The following is a 15228-nucleotide window of genomic DNA, read 5'->3' as shown; positions in this document are numbered from 1 at the left end:
GGAGTTGCCCGGAACAGGCTCGTGCGGAGCGTGATTTTGGTTTCAACAATCGGGGCACTTCTCTCCATGTCAGGACTTCGAGCGCGATCGGCATGCGTTGCAATGATGCTCGCGGCCTTTGCGTCGCTGCTTGCGGGCTGCGATCAATCCAGTTCGGCCGTCTCCGCCGCCCCACCCGTCGATCCTGATGTGAGCATCGTCGTCGTCAAGCCGCAGGCGCGTGCCGTGGTGCGCGAGCTCCCCGGCCGTATCGCGCCGACGCGCGTCGCCGAGGTGCGTCCCCGGGTCTCCGGCATCGTGGTCGAGCGCCTGTTCCGCCAGGGCAGCGAGGTGAAGGCGGGTGATCCGCTCTACCGTATCGATCCGCGCCCCTTCGAGGTCGAGGTGATGGCCAACGAGGCGGCGCTCGCCAAGGCCGAGGCCGCGCTGATGCAGGCGCAGCAGCAGGCGCGCCGCATCGCCACGCTCACCAGCCAGCGCGCGGCGCCCGAAGCCGAGAACGAGAAGTCGATCGCAGCCGAACGTCAGGCCCACGCCGAGGTCGAGGGACGCAAGGCCGAGCTCGCGCGCGCAAAGCTCAATCTCGACTACGCCACCGTGCGCGCGCCGATCGACGGCGTGGTCGGCGCGGCACTGGTCAGCGAGGGCGCGCTCGCGGTCCAGAACGAAACCAATCTCGCGACCATCCAGCAGCTGGATCCGATCTATGCCGACTTCACCCAGTCGGTGACCGAGCTCAACCAGCTCCGCCGCGCCTTCGAGAGCGGCGACCTCGAACGCATCGCCGCCGATGCCGCCAAGGTGCGCCTCGTGCTCGACGACAACACCATCTATTCGCTCGACGGCAAGCTCTTGTTCTCCGACGCCAAGGTCGACGCCCATACCGGCCAGGTGACCTTGCGCGGCGAGTTCCACAATCCAAAGCACGAGCTGCTGCCAGGCATGTATGTCCGCGTGCGCATCGACCAGGGTCTCGATTCCGATGCGATCGCGGTGCCGCAGCAGGCGATCCAGCGCAATGGCGGCGGCGGCAGCGAGGTGTTCGTCGTCAAGGATGACAACCGCATCGCGGTGCAACCGGTGCGCACCGGCTCGGTTCAGGACGGCGTCTGGTTCGTCACCGATGGCCTGAAGGCCGGCGACAGGGTCGTGGTCGAAGGCTTCCAGAAGTTCGCGGCCGGCGACAAGGTCAAGCCGCAATCCTGGTCCGAAGCGGATGCGACCGCGGACAACCGGCATGCTCAGCAGGTCACGCGATAACGCGAAAGCGTCGCCAGGGTCTTTGGTCCTCATCCCGAGGAGCCCGCTGGAAGCGGGCGTCTCGAGGGATGGCCCCCCGGAAGAGAGCCGGGCCTTCATGGTTCGAGACGCGCGTTCCGCGCTCCTAACCATGAGGGACTAATGAAACAACGAGGGTAAAGCGGCAAATGCCGAGCTTCTTCATCGACCGGCCGATCTTCGCCTGGGTCGTCGCGCTTTTCATCTGCTTGATCGGCGCGATCGCGATCCCGCTATTGCCGATCGCGCAATATCCGATCATCGCGCCGCCCTCGATCTCGATCTCGACCAGCTATCCCGGCGCCTCGCCGGAAAACCTCTACAACAGCGTCACGCGGCTGATCGAGGAGGAACTCAACGGCGCCTCCGGCATCCTCAATTTCGAATCGACCAGCGACTCGCTCGGCCAGGTCGAGATCATCGCCAATTTCGTGCCGGGGACCGATACGAGCGCGGCCTCGGTTGAGGTGCAGAACCGCATCAAGCGCGTCGAGGCGCGCCTGCCGCGCGCGGTGATCCAGCAGGGCATTCTGATCGAGGAAGCATCGAGCGCGGTGCTGCAGATCATCACGCTGAACTCGACCGACGGCAGCCTGGATGAGGTCGGCCTCGGCGACTTCATGATCCGCAACGTGCTCGGCGAGATCCGCCGCATCCCCGGCGTCGGCCGCGCCACGCTCTATTCGACCGAGCGCTCGCTTCGCGTCTGGGTCGATCCGGCCAAGCTCGTCGGCTATGGACTGACCGCCGACGACGTCAACAAGGCGATCGCGGCGCAGAATGCGCAGGTCGCCTCGGGCAGCATCGGCGCCGAGCCGTCGACCGCGAACCAGCGCACCTCCTCGCTGGTGCTGGTCAAGGGCCAGCTGTCCTCGCCGGACGAATTCGGCGCCATCATCCTGCGCGCCAACCCTGATGGTTCGACCGTGCGGCTGCGCGATGTCGCACGCATCGAGGTCGGCGGCCTCAGCTATCAGTTCAACACGCGGCTCAACGGCAAGCCGACCGCGGGCCTTTCGGTGCTGTTGTCGCCGACCGGCAACGCGCTCGCGACCGCGAGCGCGGTCGAAGAGAAGATGAAGGAGCTGTCGCGCTTCTTCCCGGCCAACATCTCCTACGAGATCCCCTACAACATCACCCCTGTTGTCGAGGCCTCGATCAAGAAGGTGCTGTCGACGCTGGTCGAAGCGGTGGTGCTGGTGTTCGTGGTGATGTTCCTGTTTTTGCAGAACATCCGCTACACTATCATTCCGACCATCGTGGTGCCGGTGGCGCTGCTGGGCGCCTGTACCACGCTGCTGCTCGCCGGCTACTCCATCAACATGCTCTCGATGTTCGGCATGGTGCTCGCGGTCGGCATCCTCGTCGACGACGCCATCGTCGTGGTCGAGAACGTCGAGCGCATCATGGCGGAGGAAGGCCTGCCGCCAAAGGAGGCGACACGCAAGGCGATGTCGCAGATCACCGGCGCCATCATCGGCATCACGCTGGTCTTGATGGCGGTGTTCGTGCCGATGGCGTTCTTCCCCGGCTCGGTCGGCATCATCTACCGCCAGTTCTCCGTCACCATGGTCGCCGCGATCGGCTTCTCCGCCTTCCTTGCGCTGTCGCTGACGCCGGCGCTGTGCGCGACGCTGCTCAAGCCCGTCGCGGCCGGCCACGGCCACGCCAGGAGGGGCGTGTTCGGCTGGTTCAACCGCATGCTCGAAGGCGGCAAGGAGGGCTATTCCCGCACTGTCGCCTTCTCGATCAAGCGCACCGGCCGCCTGATGCTGGTCTATGCGGCGCTCCTGGTTGGCCTGTCCTGGGCCTTCATCAACCTGCCCGGTGGCTTCCTGCCGGTCGACGACCAGGGCTTCGTCACCACAGACGTGCAGACGCCGTCGGATTCGTCCTATCCCCGCACCGAGGCCGTGATCGAGAAGGTCGAGAAATATCTCGCCGAACGACCGGGCGTGAAGGATGTCACCTTCCTCACCGGCTTCAGCTTCTCCGGCCAGGGCATGAACACCGCGCAGGCCTTCATTACGCTGAAAGACTGGTCGGAGCGCGGGCCGAAGGATTCCGCCGCGGCGATCGTCGCCGACATCAACCGCGACCTGTCCTCGATCCGCGATGCAAAAATCTCAGCGCTGCAGCCGCCGCCGATCGACAATCTCGGCAACTCCTCAGGCTTCTCGTTCCGCCTGCAGGACCGCGGCCAGAAAGGTTATACGGCCCTGATGCGCGCCGCGGACCAGCTGATCACGGAGGCCAATGCCAGCCCCGTGCTGCAGAAGGTCTATATCGAGGGCCTGCCCGAAGCGGGCGTGGTCAATCTCGTGATCGACCGCGAGAAGGCCGGCGCCTTCGGCGTCACGTTCGAGGACATCAACAACACGATCTCGACCAATCTCGGCTCGAACTACATCAACGACTTCCCGAACCGCGGCCGCATGCAGCGCGTCGTGGTGCAGGCGGATAGCCGCGATCGCATGAAGACCGAGGACATCCTCAACTACAACGTCAAGAACAGCCGCGGCCAGCTCGTGCCATTCTCGTCCTTCGCGACGATCGAATGGGCGCGCGGACCGACGCAGATCGCCGGCTTCAACTACTATCCGGCGGTGCGCATCTCGGGCGAAGCCAAGCCCGGCTTCACCTCGGGCGATGCGATCGCCGAGATGGAGAAGCTTGCGGGCCGGTTGCCGCGCGGCTTCGGCTATGAATGGACCGGACAGTCACTGCAGGAGAAGCTTTCGGGTTCGCAGGCGCCGTTCCTGCTCGGGCTGTCGGTGTTCGTGGTGTTCCTGTGTCTCGCCGCGCTCTACGAGAGCTGGACCATTCCGCTCGCGGTGCTGCTCACCGTGCCGCTCGGCGTCACCGGCGCGGTGATCGCGGCGATGCTGCGCGGCCTGCCCAACGACGTCTATTTCACGGTTGGCCTCATCACCATCATCGGTCTTGCCGCCAAGGACGCGATCCTGATCATCGAGTTCGCCAAGGACCTGCGGAAAGAGGGCAAGCCGCTGCTGGACGCCACCATCGAGGCCTGTCGCCTGCGCTTCCGCCCGATCCTGATGACGGGCCTTGCCTTCATCTGCGGCGTGCTGCCGATGGCGATCGCGCACGGCGCCGGCGGCGCCAGCCAGCAATCGCTCGGCACCGTGGTGATGGGCGGCATGATCGCGGTCGTCATCCTCGCGCTTCTGATGGTGCCGGTGTTCTTCGTCTCCGTGCAGCGCGTGCTGGCGGGGGATCGGGAGAAGGTGGCGAAGGCGGAAGCCGAGGCGTACGGGCCGCCGGCGCCGGTGAGGTCGACGTAACTCACTCCGTCATTCCGGGGCGCGCGAAGCGCGAACCCGGAATCCATGGTGCCACCGTCGATGCGGAAGAATGGATTCCGGGCCCGCGCCAAGAGGCGCGTCCCGGAATGACGATGCGGAGGGAGAATGGCGCTCACTCGGCACATGTTTGCTGCGGCAAGGCCTCTACCGGCAGGCTCCGCGCCTCCTGGTCCGCTCCGATATAGAGCGGCAGGCCCTGACCGCAGCTGCCGCCGGTCCTCAAGCGCTCGCCGGCCTCGAATCGCGCCGACAGCCCGTCTCGTCCGATCTTGCGCCAGAGGGTGATGGTGCCGCCGTCGCAGTCGAGGTCGCAGAACAGCGCCGGCATGATGCGGTCGCCGAAAAGTGTCGTTCCGATTGCAGATTGCTTTGCTGGTCAGCAGCTCACCGTTGGCGAGCCTGGTCTCGAGCCTCAGCACATAGCGCCAATCGTAGTCGAGGCCCGGAGAGCCGCTGCGGAAGGGATGTTCGTCGGGCGGGAAATGAATCTGCAGCCGCGCCGCGCTTACCTCGCCGGTGCTGCGCTGGTCGCCGCGGGGCGAGGACAGGTCGATGGGGCGGGCAGGGCTGTAGTTCGCGGCAAAGCAGGAGGTTCCGCCGCGCGCGGGCAGCAGGGGTTCGATGCGCCAGAGGAAAAGCGCAAGCGCCATCGTGGACCAAACTGCTGCGGCGACAACAGCGGCCGTGCGCATCATTCGCTGCTATCTCGGCTTCAAGATCGTCAACAGATCTACGTGCACGAATTCATTGCCGCGCGCGACGCTGTCCGTCAACGGAGGACCGACTGGCCTGTGACGACGTTGAAACGTGCCGCGCCCGTCATCTGAGCGCAGTCAGCACATCGTCTTTGCAGCGCGCCTTCTACTTCCGCAGGATCTTCACCAGCTCGCCGTGCACGAACTCGTTGCCGCAGACGACGTCGCCCGTGACCAGCGCATCGCCTGGCGTATCGATGTCGCTGACGGTGCCGCCTGCTTCCTTCACCATGATCTGGCCGGCGGCGATGTCCCAGGGTTGCAGGTTGCGCTCCCAGTAGCCATCGAGGCGGCCGGCGGCGACGAAAGCGAGGTCGAGCGAGGCGGCGCCGAAACGACGGAGCCCTGCAACACGGTCCTGGATCGCGGTCATCTCGCGGCGGAATTCCTCATGATCGCCGCGGCCGATATGGGGCAGGCCGCAGGCCACCACGCATTCGTTGAGCTGGCGGCGGCCGGCCACCCGCAGGCGCTGATCATTGAGGAAGGCGCCCTTGCCGCGCTCGGCGATATAGAGCTCGTCATTGGCGGGATTGTAGATCACGCCCGCGATCACCGTGCCCTCGCGCGCGAGCCCGATCGAGATCGCGAATTGCGGGATGCCGTGCAGGAAGTTGGTGGTGCCGTCCAGGGGATCGACGATCCAGGTGTGGCTCTTGTCGGTGCCCTCGCGCTGTCCGCCTTCCTCGCCGATGAAGCCATAGCCGGGCCGCGCCTTGGCGAGGTCCTGGTAGAGGATTTCTTCGGCGCGCTTGTCGGCGAGCGAGACGAAATTCGCCGGCCCCTTCAGCGAGACCTGGAGATGCTCGATCTCGCCGAGATCGCGCTTGAGGCTGCGGCCGGCGCGGCGCGCCGCCTTGACCATGACATTGATAGTTGCGGAATACAGCATGAGCTCTGGTCTTGATCGGGGGAGGTGGCGCGGAACCGCGCCCATTTGAGGGGATTGGGTGCCCTGCGAGGGCCTTTGCGTCAAGTCATTTGGTCCCCAGCCACTTCTTCGCGGCAGCCTCTGCCTTGGCCCGGTCGTCGGCGGGCAGGTCGGCCAGTTGCTTGTCGAGCTCCGGATCGCCCTTGCCGGCGGTCTTGGCGACGATGTGCCATTTGAACCCCTCGACCTTGTCTACGGCCACGCCCATGCCGTTGATCAGCACCCAGGCCAGCCGGTTCTGCGCGATGGCGCTGTTTTGGCGCGCCGCCTTGCGGAGTAACGCGACAGCGGCCGGCTGGTTCTTCGGCGTGCCGGTGCCGTTGAACATGGCGATGGCGTATTCGACCTCGGCATCGACATTGTCGGCGAGCGAGGCCGCCTGCAAGAGCCGCACCGCCTTGTCGGGATCCTTGGGCACCCCGGTGCCTTCCTTGTAGAAGGTCGCGAGCGCGTATTGCGCCTCGGGCAGGCCGGCGTCGGCCGCCTGGCGGAGCAACTCGGCGGAGCGCCTGACGTCCTGCGGCAGGGTCTGCCCGTCCAGATAAAGCAGGGCGAGATTGTAGGCGGCCTTCGGCTCGCCGAGCTTGGCGGAGGACGCCATCAGCTTGACCGCCTCGCCCTTGTCGACGGGGCCGCCGCGGCCGGCGATGCGCAGCATCGCCAGCGCGAACATCGCCTCGCGGTCGCCGGCATCCGAAGCGCGCTTATACCAATCCGCGGCCTTGGCGTAGTCGCGCTTGATACCCATCGCGTTGGAATAGAGCTCGCCCAGCATGGTCATCGCCTTGGGATCGCCGGCTTGTGCACGCGCGGTGGCGAGGTCGAAGGCAGTTTTGTACTGGCCGCGCTGATAGGCGCCGAACACCAGGTCGACATTGGGATTGTCGGCCGGCGGCGCGGGGATCACAGTGGCGGCGGGCGCCGGGCTCGGCGAGGCGGAAGGTTTCGGCGCCGGCGCAGGGTCCTTCTTCTTGGTGATCGTGTGCGGCTTCGTCTTTGGCGCTTCTTTGGGTTTTTCGCTTGATTTTGCGGACGGCGGACTCGGGGTCGCCGCCGGCGGGGTGATCTGGAGCTGCGCGGCCGCAGGCGCGGTCAGCACCAGCGTGACCAGGAAGGTGATGCGAGAGAGCTTCATGGTTTGCCGCTAGCCGTGCCCCTGGCGTACGGGGTACGCCGCATGGCCCTTCTTGATCGCAGCGTCGGCGTCGGCCAGCGCGGCTTTGGGCCCGCGCGGGTCGGCCCAGATGAGGTCGCCGACCAGCACGAAATCGGCGCCGCTGGCGGCAAACTCATGAGCTTCCGCAAGCGACGTGGCAAAGCCGACGCAAGGCGGCTCGAACAGCTCCGCCCACCAGTCCAGCCGCTCGGCGATCGCCTCGGCCGAGGGCCGCTGGCCCTGCGCGTCCGGCTCGCCGAACAGCACGTAGTCCGCGCCCATCTCGCCCGCGCTCATGGAATCGTGCCGTGTCGCCAGAGCGCCGACGCCGGCGATGCGATCGGGCTTGAGCGAGGGCATCGCTTCCTCCAGCGCGGCGATGCCGGAGAGGTGTGCGCCGTCCGCGCCGCCGCGCGCGACCAGCTCGGGATGGCCGTCGACCAGCAGCGCAGCGTCCGTGTTCTGCACGAGCGCCGCCAAGGCCTTGATGCGCGAGATCATGGTGCGCTGGTCGGTCTCCTTCAGCCGCAGCAGAACGGCTGCGACGTCGGCGGATGCGAGCAGGCCGGGCAACTCGGCGAGCAGCGAAGCGGGATCATCGACGAGCGGCGTCGCAAGATATAGGCGCGGCGCCGGGCGCGGCGGAGGCGATTTGTTCGACAAGGCTAGGCCGCCTTCTTTTCCAGGCTGTTGGTCCATTCGCCCTTGGCGGCGAGGCCGTTCATCCGCGCGCGATGGCTGAAGGCGCGCTGCCCGGCAGCGACATTCTCCGCCTTGCCGGACCAGGCCTTCTGCGGCGCGGCCTGCAATGCGCGGCCGTAGGAGAAGGTCAGGCCCCAGGGCAGCGGGCCGAGCTTGTGCATGGCGTTGAGATGCGCGGTTGCCTCTTCATCCGACTGGCCGCCGGAGAGGAAGGCGATGCCGGGCACCGCCGCCGGCACGCAGGCCTTCAGCATCCGCACCGTCTTCTCCGCGACTTCCTCGACGGAGGCCTGCTTTGCGGACTTCTTGCCGGCGACCGCCATGTTGGGCTTCAGCACCATGCCCTCGAGCGCGACGCGCTGCACGCGCAATTCCTGGAAGGTCTTGTTGAGCACGCGCTGGGTCACCTCAAGGCAGCGGTCGATGTCGTGATCGCCGTCCATCAGCACCTCCGGCTCGACGATCGGCACGATCTGCGCGGCCTGGCACAGCGCGGCATAGCGCGCCAGCGCATGGGCGTTGACGCTGATTGCCGTCATCGAGGGGATGCCGCTGCCGATGTCGATCACCGCGCGCCATTTGGCGAAGCGCGCGCCGCGCTCATAGTATTTCTTCAAGCGCTCGGCGAGCTTGTCGAGCCCGACGGTGACGAGCTCGCCCGGGCACATCGGCAAGGCCTGCGTGCCCTCGTCGACCTTGATGCCGGGAATGGCGCCACTCTCCTCGATCAGCCTGATCAGCGGCGTGCCGTCCTTGGCGTCCTGCCAGATCGTCTCGTCGAACAGGATGACGCCCGAGATGTACTGGCTCATGGCCTCCTTCGACCGGAACAGCATCTCGCGATAGTCGCGGCGGTTGGCTTCGGTCGATTCCACGCCGATCGCGTCAAACCGCTTCTTGATGGTGCCGGAGGATTCGTCGGCGGCGAGGATACCCTTGCCGGAGGCGACCATGGCGGTCGCGATCCTGTTGAGCTCAGTCAGATTCATCGAGAGGTCCTCCCAAAACGATGCTGCCCTTGCCTGCAAAAATAGACCGTTCTCGGGCAATTGCCGAGTTAACGTTCGTCGCAGGGTAAAGGGGGAGGGAGTGTCGCGCCTGCAAAAAGGTAGTCATTCCGGGATGCGCCGAAAGGCGCAGGCCCGGAATCCATAACCCCAGGCTGTGATTATGGATTCCGGGCTCGCCGCTGCGCGGCGCCCCGGAAGCGGATCGGTTCGCTGGCTTGCGCCACCGCGCGATCGCTACGCGACGCGGGGGTCGAGCTCGCCCTTGGCGTAGCGCTTGGCCATTTCGGCGGTGGTCAGGACCTTCTTGATCTTGGAGGCCTGGCCGGCGGTGTTGAACTCCTGGAGCCGCTGCTTGCACAGCTTGGTCATCGCCTCCATGGCGGGCTTCAGGTACTTGCGCGGATCGAACTCTTCCGGATGGTCCTTGAGGACTTTGCGGATCTGGCCGGTCATCGCCATGCGGTTGTCGGTGTCGATGTTGATCTTGCGCACGCCGTTCTTGATGCCGCGCTGGATCTCGGCGACCGGCACGCCCCAGGTCGGCTTCATCTTGCCGCCATAGGCGTTGATGATGTCCTGGAGGTCCTGCGGCACCGACGAGGAGCCGTGCATGACGAGATGCGTGTTCGGCAGCTTGCGGTGGATCTCCTCGATCACGTTCATGGCGAGGATGTCGCCGTCCGGCTTGCGGGTGAACTTGTAGGCGCCGTGCGAGGTACCCATCGCGATCGCGAGCGCGTCGACCTTGGTCTCCTTGACGAACTTCACGGCCTCGTCCGGATTGGTCAGGAGCTGGTCGTGGCTTAGCTTGCCTTCGGCGCCGTGGCCATCTTCCTTGTCGCCCATGCCGGTCTCGAGCGAGCCGAGCACGCCGAGCTCGCCCTCGACCGAGATGCCGCCGAGATGGGCCATGTCGGTCACGGTCTTGGTGACGTCGACATTGTAGCCCCAGTCACCGGGGGTCTTGCCGTCGGCCTTCAGCGAGCCGTCCATCATCACCGAGGTGAAGCCGGCCTGGATCGCGGTCATGCAGGTTGCGGGCTCGTTGCCGTGGTCGAGATGCACGCAGACGGGGATGTGCGGATAAATCTCGGTCACGGCGTCCATCATGTGCTTGAGCATGACGTCGTTGGCGTAGGAGCGCGCTCCGCGCGAGGCCTGGATGATGACGGGGGCGTCGACCTGATTGGCCGCGTCCATGATCGCCAGCGCCTGCTCCATGTTGTTGATGTTGAAGGCCGGTACGCCGTAATCGTTCTCCGCTGCATGGTCGAGCAATTGACGTAACGTGATCCGAGCCATCTGTCTTTTTCTCCCGTTTGGGCCTGCGGGGCCGCTAGCTATTTGCCGACCGATTACTTGACGCGCAGAACCTCGACGCCGGGCAGGGGCTTGCCTTCCATCCATTCAAGAAATGCGCCACCGGCGGTCGAGACATAGGTGAAATCGCCGCCGACGCCGGCCTGGTTCAGCGCCGCGACGGTGTCGCCGCCGCCCGCGATCGAGATCAGCTTCTTGGCCTTGGTGCGCTCGGCTGCGTGCTTGGCGGCCGCGACCGTGCCCCGGTCGAACGGCTGCAGCTCGAAGGCGCCGAGCGGGCCGTTCCAGACCAGCGTCGCGGCATCGTCGATGGCGGCATGGATGCGGGCGATCGATTGCGGGCCGACGTCGAGGATCATGCCGTCGGCGGGGATCGCATCGAGACCATATGCATGCGAGGGAGCGTTGGCGGCGAAATGATAGGCGACGGTGGCATCCACCGGCAGGATGATGGCGCAATTCGCGGCCTCGGCCTTCTCCATGATGCGCACCGCGGTGGCGGCGAGATCCTTCTCTGCCAGCGACTTGCCGACCGCGACGCCCTGCGCGTGCAGGAAAGTGTTGGCCATGCCGCCGCCGATCACGAGCGCGTCGACCTTGTTGACGAGATTTTCGAGCAGATCGATCTTGGTCGAGACTTTTGCGCCGCCGATGATCGCAATGACCGGCTTGGTCGGCGCTTCCAGCGCCTTCTCCAGCGCATCGAGCTCGGCCTGCATGGTGCGGCCGGCATAGGCGGGCAGCTTGTGGCCGAGGCCTTCGGTCGAGGCATGGGCGCGGTGCGCGGCCGAGAAGGCGTCGTTGACCCAGATGTCGCCGAGCTTGGCCAATTCCGCGACGAAGGCGGGATCGTTCTTTTCCTCTTCCTTGTGGAAGCGGGTATTCTCCAGACAGAGGATATCGCCGTCATTGAGGGCCGCCACAGCCGTGGCCGCGGGCTCGCCGATGCAGTCATCGGCAAAGGCGACGGGCTTCTTCACGACCTTCGACAGCGCTTCGGTGACTTGCTTGAGCGACTCCTTGGGATCGCGTCCCTTCGGCCGGCCGAAATGCGCGAGCAGGATGACCTTGCCGCCCTTGTCCGAGATTTCGGTGATGGTCGGCGCGACGCGCTCGAGCCGGGTTGCGTCAGTGACGCGCCCGTTCTCCATGGGCACGTTGAGATCGACGCGCAGCAGCACGCGCTTGCCCTTCACGTCGACGTCGTCGAGGGTGCGAAAACTGGCCATGTCCTGATACTCGTTAGCTGGCGACGTTATTAGCTGGCGACTTACGGCGCATCGCGCTCGGGTGGATTGCCTTCCTGCCTGGTCGTTACCTTGCCTCCCTGGCGCATCCCGTACGCGATCAATGCGAACAGCAGAATGACGCCAGGAATTCCGATCCAGGCAGGAAGCACTGCGCTCCCCTTAGATCACCTTTGCCATCGCGACGGCGGTGTCCGCCATGCGGTTCGAGAAGCCCCACTCGTTGTCGTACCAGGACATCACGCGCACCAGCGTGCCGTTCTGCACCTTGGTCTGGTCCTCGTGGAAGGTCGAGGAGTGCGGGTCGTGGTTGAAGTCGATCGAGACGTTCGGCGCCGTGGTGTAGCCGAGAATGCCCTTGAGCTGCTGCTCGGAGGCGCGCTTCATCGCCGCGTTGACTTCCTTGGCGTCGGTGGCGCGCTTGGCGACGATCTTGAGGTCGACGACCGAGACGTTCGGGGTCGGCACGCGGATCGCGACGCCATCGAGCTTGCCCTTCAGTTCGGGCAGCACGAGGCCGATCGCCTTCGCAGCACCGGTCGAGGTCGGGATCATCGACATCGCCGCGGCGCGGCCGCGGTAGAGGTCCTTGTGCAGCGTGTCCAGCGTCGGCTGATCGCCGGTATAGGCGTGGATCGTGGTCATGAAGCCGGTCTCGATGCCGACGAGGTCGTTCAGCACCTTGGCGACCGGCGCGAGACAGTTGGTGGTGCAGGAGCCGTTGGAGACGACCAAATGATCCTTGGTCAGCGTGTCGTGGTTGACGCCGAAGACGATGGTGGCGTCGGCGCCGTCGGCGGGCGCGGAGACCAAGACGCGCTTGGCGCCGGCGACGAGATGCGCGGAGGCCTTGTCCTTCGCGGTGAAGATGCCGGTGCATTCCAGCGCGATGTCGACGCCGAGATCCTTCCAGGGCAGCTTCGAGGGATCGCGCTCGGCGGTCACCTTGATCTTGTTGCCACCGAGGCTGATCGAGTCACCATCGACGGTGACAGTGCCGGGGAAGCGGCCGTGAACGGAGTCGAAGCGGAGCAAATGAGCATTGGTCTCGACCGGGCCGAGATCGTTGATGCCGACGACCTCGATATCCTTGCGGCCGGACTCGGCGATAGCGCGCAGGACGTTGCGGCCGATGCGGCCAAAACCGTTGATTCCGACGCGGACTGCCATGTTTCGTCTCCTTATGACCGTTCAATGACGCGTGTTCAATGACGTCTGTCATCCCGCGCGACGCGCGTAACGCGCCGGCGAGGGTTTTTTAGGGCGGACGCCCGGTTCGGCCGGGCGGTGCGTGATCATATGAGGAGTTACGTAGTCCTTTTTCAGGGCAAGCTCAACTCTCAGGTTACGCGCTTCAGCACAGCGTTAACCGCAGCCTCGGCAGTAATGCCGAAGTGCTTGAAAAGGTCCTTCGCCGGCGCGCTCGCGCCGAACGAATGCATGCCGACGAATTCGCCGTCCTGGCCGATCACGGCGTCCCAGCCCCAGCGCACCGCGGCCTCGATCGCGATCTTGACCGGCGCGTTGCCGATGATGGCGGCGCGCTTGGCCTCTGGTTGCGCTAACAACAGCTCGAGCGAGGGCACCGAGACCACCCGCGACGGGATGCCGCGTTCGGCGAGCTGCTTCTGGGCCGCGACCGCGATCTCGACCTCCGAGCCGGAGGCGAACAGCGTCGCCTTGGCTTCGCCCTGGGCCGCGACCAGCTCGTAGGCGCCCTGCTGGCAGGGGTTCTCGTTCGGCGCGGTGGTGCGGAGCTGCGGCAGGTTCTGGCGCGTCAGCGCCAGCACCGTCGGGCCGTCGATGCGGTTGAGCGCCAGCTCCCAGCACTCGGCGACCTCGATCGAGTCGCAGGGGCGGAACACGCGCATGTTGGGAATGGCGCGCAGCGCCGCCAGATGCTCGACCGGCTGGTGGGTCGGGCCGTCCTCGCCGAGGCCGATGGAGTCGTGCGTCATCACGTAGACGACGCCGGCGCCCATCAAGGCGGCAAGGCGCATCGCGGGACGCGCATAATCGGTGAACACCAGGAAGGTCGCCCCGTTCGGCGCGAAGCCGCCGTGCAGGAAGATGCCGTTCAAGGCCGCGGCCATGCCGTGCTCGCGGATGCCGTAATGGATGAAGCGGCCCTTCGGCGTCTTGGCCGAGAACGCGGTTGCCGACTTCGCCTTGTTGTTGTTGGAGCCGGTGAGGTCAGCCGAGCCTGCGAGAAACTCCATCGGCATCGCGGCCGCGATCACCTCGATCGCCGCTTCCGAGGACTTGCGGGTCGCAGCCGTCAGCGGCTTCTCCAGGAGCTCCTTCTTGTGCGCGCGCAGCGCCTTCGCGAGCGAAGCGGGACGTTCGTGGCGCAGGCGGCGCTCGAACTCGGCGCGCTTGCGGCTGCCGAGCTCAGCGAGCCGTCCTTCCCATTCCTGGCGCGCAGCCGCGCCGCGGCTGCCGGCTTCGCGCCACGCCTTCAGCACGTCGTCCGGCACTGAGAACGGCTCGAGCGAGATGCCGAGATTTTCCTTGGCGGCCTTGAGTTCGTCGGCGCCGAGCGCCTCGCCATGCGCCTTCGCGGTGCCGGCCTTGTGCGGCGCGCCGTAGCCGATGGTGGTGCGGCAGGCGATCAGCGTCGGCTTGTTCGACTTCTTCGCGCGCGTGATCGCGGCGGCGATCGCAGCCTGGTCCTGGCCGTCGATCTTCTCGGCAGCCCAGCCTGCGGACTTGAAGCGCTTCACCTGGTCGACGGAATCGGAGATCGAGGTCGGGCCGTCGATCGAGATGCCGTTGTCATCGTAGAGCACGATCAGCTTGTTGAGCTTCCAGTGCCCGGCCATCGCGATCGCTTCCTGCGACACGCCTTCCATCAGGTCTCCGTCGGAGGCGAGCACGAACGTGTGGTGGTCGACGATCTTCTTGCCGAACTCGGCAGCCAGCATCTTCTCGGCCAGCGCCATGCCGACGGCAGTCGAGATGCCCTGGCCGAGCGGACCGGTCGTGGTCTCGATGCCCTTGGTGTGGAAGTTTTCGGGGTGCCCCGGGGTCAGCGAGCCGAGCTGGCGGAAGTACCTGAGCTGGTCCAGCGTCATGTCGGCATTGCCGGTGAGGAAGAGCAGCGAATAGAGCAGCATCGAGCCGTGGCCGGCCGAGAGCACGAAGCGGTCGCGGTCGGGCCAGTTCGGCGCGGCGGCGTCGAACTTCAGGAACTGTGTGAACAGCACCGTGGCGATGTCGGCGGCGCCCATCGGCAGGCCGGGATGGCCCGATTTCGCCTTCTCGACAGCATCCATCGAGAGGCCGCGGATCGCGTTGGCCATACGGGTGTGGTCGACCTGCGTCATGTTGAAAATCCGTCTGAAATGAAGCGCTTGGCAGTGGCGTGGGACCGCGGGGGAAGAGCCTGGCGGCCTATGGGTCGAGGGTGGGGATAGCATCTCGGTTCCGGGAGTCCAAGGCAATCAAACGCCGGTTTGGCCGCAAAAGTTGCTTATCGGTGCATAGTTTCCCGCCGGCGTTGC

12 protein-coding genes are annotated in these 15228 nt (G+C 65.8%); 3 read left to right on the top strand and 9 right to left on the bottom strand.

Features of this window, described 5'->3' with window-relative positions; translation table 11 throughout:
• Nucleotides 1-66: 66 nt before the first annotated feature.
• Complete coding sequence (locus AXW67_RS06845; RefSeq protein WP_145927449.1) at nucleotides 67-1260, top strand: efflux RND transporter periplasmic adaptor subunit; 1194 nt, start codon at nucleotides 67-69, stop codon at nucleotides 1258-1260.
• Nucleotides 1261-1427: 167 nt separating this feature from the next.
• The gene (locus tag AXW67_RS06840) at nucleotides 1428-4583 is read left to right on the top strand and encodes a multidrug efflux RND transporter permease subunit (RefSeq protein WP_063677240.1); all 3156 of its coding nucleotides are present in this window, start codon (nucleotides 1428-1430) and stop codon (nucleotides 4581-4583) included.
• 133 nt (nucleotides 4584-4716) lie between these two features.
• Here AXW67_RS06840 and AXW67_RS06835 read toward each other — a convergent pair whose 3' ends face one another.
• Nucleotides 4717-4932, bottom strand: a complete 216-nt coding sequence (locus AXW67_RS06835; RefSeq protein ID WP_063677239.1) for a hypothetical protein — start codon at nucleotides 4930-4932, stop codon at nucleotides 4717-4719.
• Nucleotides 4933-5086: 154 nt separating this feature from the next.
• On the opposite strand from AXW67_RS06835, the gene AXW67_RS06830 reads away from it, so the two are divergent.
• Nucleotides 5087-5431 carry a hypothetical protein gene (locus AXW67_RS06830; protein WP_145927448.1) on the top strand — a complete coding sequence of 115 codons (345 nt, stop codon included), beginning with the start codon at nucleotides 5087-5089 and terminating at the stop codon, nucleotides 5429-5431.
• Nucleotides 5432-5465: 34 nt separating this feature from the next.
• On the opposite strand, the gene AXW67_RS06825 is transcribed toward AXW67_RS06830, so the two are convergent.
• The 8 genes from AXW67_RS06825 to tkt form a co-directional block, all read right to left on the bottom strand.
• On the bottom strand, nucleotides 5466-6251 hold the full coding sequence (locus AXW67_RS06825; protein ID WP_063677237.1) for an inositol monophosphatase family protein: 786 nt from the start codon (nucleotides 6249-6251) through the stop codon (nucleotides 5466-5468).
• Between the two features lie 85 nt (nucleotides 6252-6336).
• Nucleotides 6337-7425 carry a tetratricopeptide repeat protein gene (locus AXW67_RS06820; protein WP_063677236.1) on the bottom strand — a complete coding sequence of 363 codons (1089 nt, stop codon included), beginning with the start codon at nucleotides 7423-7425 and terminating at the stop codon, nucleotides 6337-6339.
• Nucleotides 7426-7434: 9 nt separating this feature from the next.
• Nucleotides 7435-8109, bottom strand: a complete 675-nt coding sequence (locus AXW67_RS06815; protein ID WP_063677235.1) for a thiamine phosphate synthase — start codon at nucleotides 8107-8109, stop codon at nucleotides 7435-7437.
• A gap of 2 nt (nucleotides 8110-8111) precedes the next feature.
• Nucleotides 8112-9137: a class I fructose-bisphosphate aldolase gene (locus AXW67_RS06810; protein WP_063677234.1), complete on the bottom strand. Its 1026-nt coding sequence runs from the start codon at nucleotides 9135-9137 to the stop codon at nucleotides 8112-8114.
• Between the two features lie 255 nt (nucleotides 9138-9392).
• Nucleotides 9393-10460, bottom strand: coding sequence for a class II fructose-bisphosphate aldolase (gene fba / locus AXW67_RS06805; protein ID WP_027553876.1), 1068 nt, complete (start codon nucleotides 10458-10460; stop codon nucleotides 9393-9395).
• 53 nt (nucleotides 10461-10513) lie between these two features.
• Entirely contained in the window at nucleotides 10514-11707 is a 1194-nt protein-coding gene (locus AXW67_RS06800) for a phosphoglycerate kinase (protein WP_027553875.1), read from the bottom strand.
• Between the two features lie 180 nt (nucleotides 11708-11887).
• Nucleotides 11888-12895, bottom strand: a complete 1008-nt coding sequence (gene gap / locus AXW67_RS06795; protein WP_063677233.1) for a type I glyceraldehyde-3-phosphate dehydrogenase — start codon at nucleotides 12893-12895, stop codon at nucleotides 11888-11890.
• Nucleotides 12896-13065: 170 nt separating this feature from the next.
• Entirely contained in the window at nucleotides 13066-15051 is a 1986-nt protein-coding gene (tkt, locus tag AXW67_RS06790) for a transketolase (protein ID WP_063677232.1), read from the bottom strand.
• Nucleotides 15052-15228 lie beyond the last annotated feature (177 nt).

The sequence above is a fragment of the Bradyrhizobium neotropicale genome, from assembly GCF_001641695.1.
Taxonomy (GTDB): domain Bacteria; phylum Pseudomonadota; class Alphaproteobacteria; order Rhizobiales; family Xanthobacteraceae; genus Bradyrhizobium; species Bradyrhizobium neotropicale.
The sequence above is the reverse complement of the archived record's forward strand: the minus strand, read 5'-3'. Positions and strand labels throughout refer to the sequence as shown.

Bases quoted from the DNA above. Each gene is read 5' to 3' on its own strand.
- tkt (WP_063677232.1), bottom strand. From the start codon at position 15,051: ATGACGCAGGTCGACCACACCCGTATGGCCAACGCGATCCGCGGCCTC.
- AXW67_RS06825 (WP_063677237.1), bottom strand. From the start codon at position 6,251: ATGCTGTATTCCGCAACTATCAATGTCATGGTCAAGGCGGCGCGCCGC.
- AXW67_RS06810 (WP_063677234.1), bottom strand. From the start codon at position 9,137: ATGAATCTGACTGAGCTCAACAGGATCGCGACCGCCATGGTCGCCTCC.
- AXW67_RS06800 (WP_027553875.1), bottom strand. From the start codon at position 11,707: ATGGCCAGTTTTCGCACCCTCGACGACGTCGACGTGAAGGGCAAGCGC.
- AXW67_RS06840 (WP_063677240.1), top strand. From the start codon at position 1,428: ATGCCGAGCTTCTTCATCGACCGGCCGATCTTCGCCTGGGTCGTCGCG.
- AXW67_RS06830 (WP_145927448.1), top strand. From the start codon at position 5,087: ATGAATCTGCAGCCGCGCCGCGCTTACCTCGCCGGTGCTGCGCTGGTC.
- AXW67_RS06820 (WP_063677236.1), bottom strand. From the start codon at position 7,425: ATGAAGCTCTCTCGCATCACCTTCCTGGTCACGCTGGTGCTGACCGCG.
- AXW67_RS06845 (WP_145927449.1), top strand. From the start codon at position 67: ATGTCAGGACTTCGAGCGCGATCGGCATGCGTTGCAATGATGCTCGCG.
- gap (WP_063677233.1), bottom strand. From the start codon at position 12,895: ATGGCAGTCCGCGTCGGAATCAACGGTTTTGGCCGCATCGGCCGCAAC.
- AXW67_RS06835 (WP_063677239.1), bottom strand. From the start codon at position 4,932: ATGCCGGCGCTGTTCTGCGACCTCGACTGCGACGGCGGCACCATCACC.
- fba (WP_027553876.1), bottom strand. From the start codon at position 10,460: ATGGCTCGGATCACGTTACGTCAATTGCTCGACCATGCAGCGGAGAAC.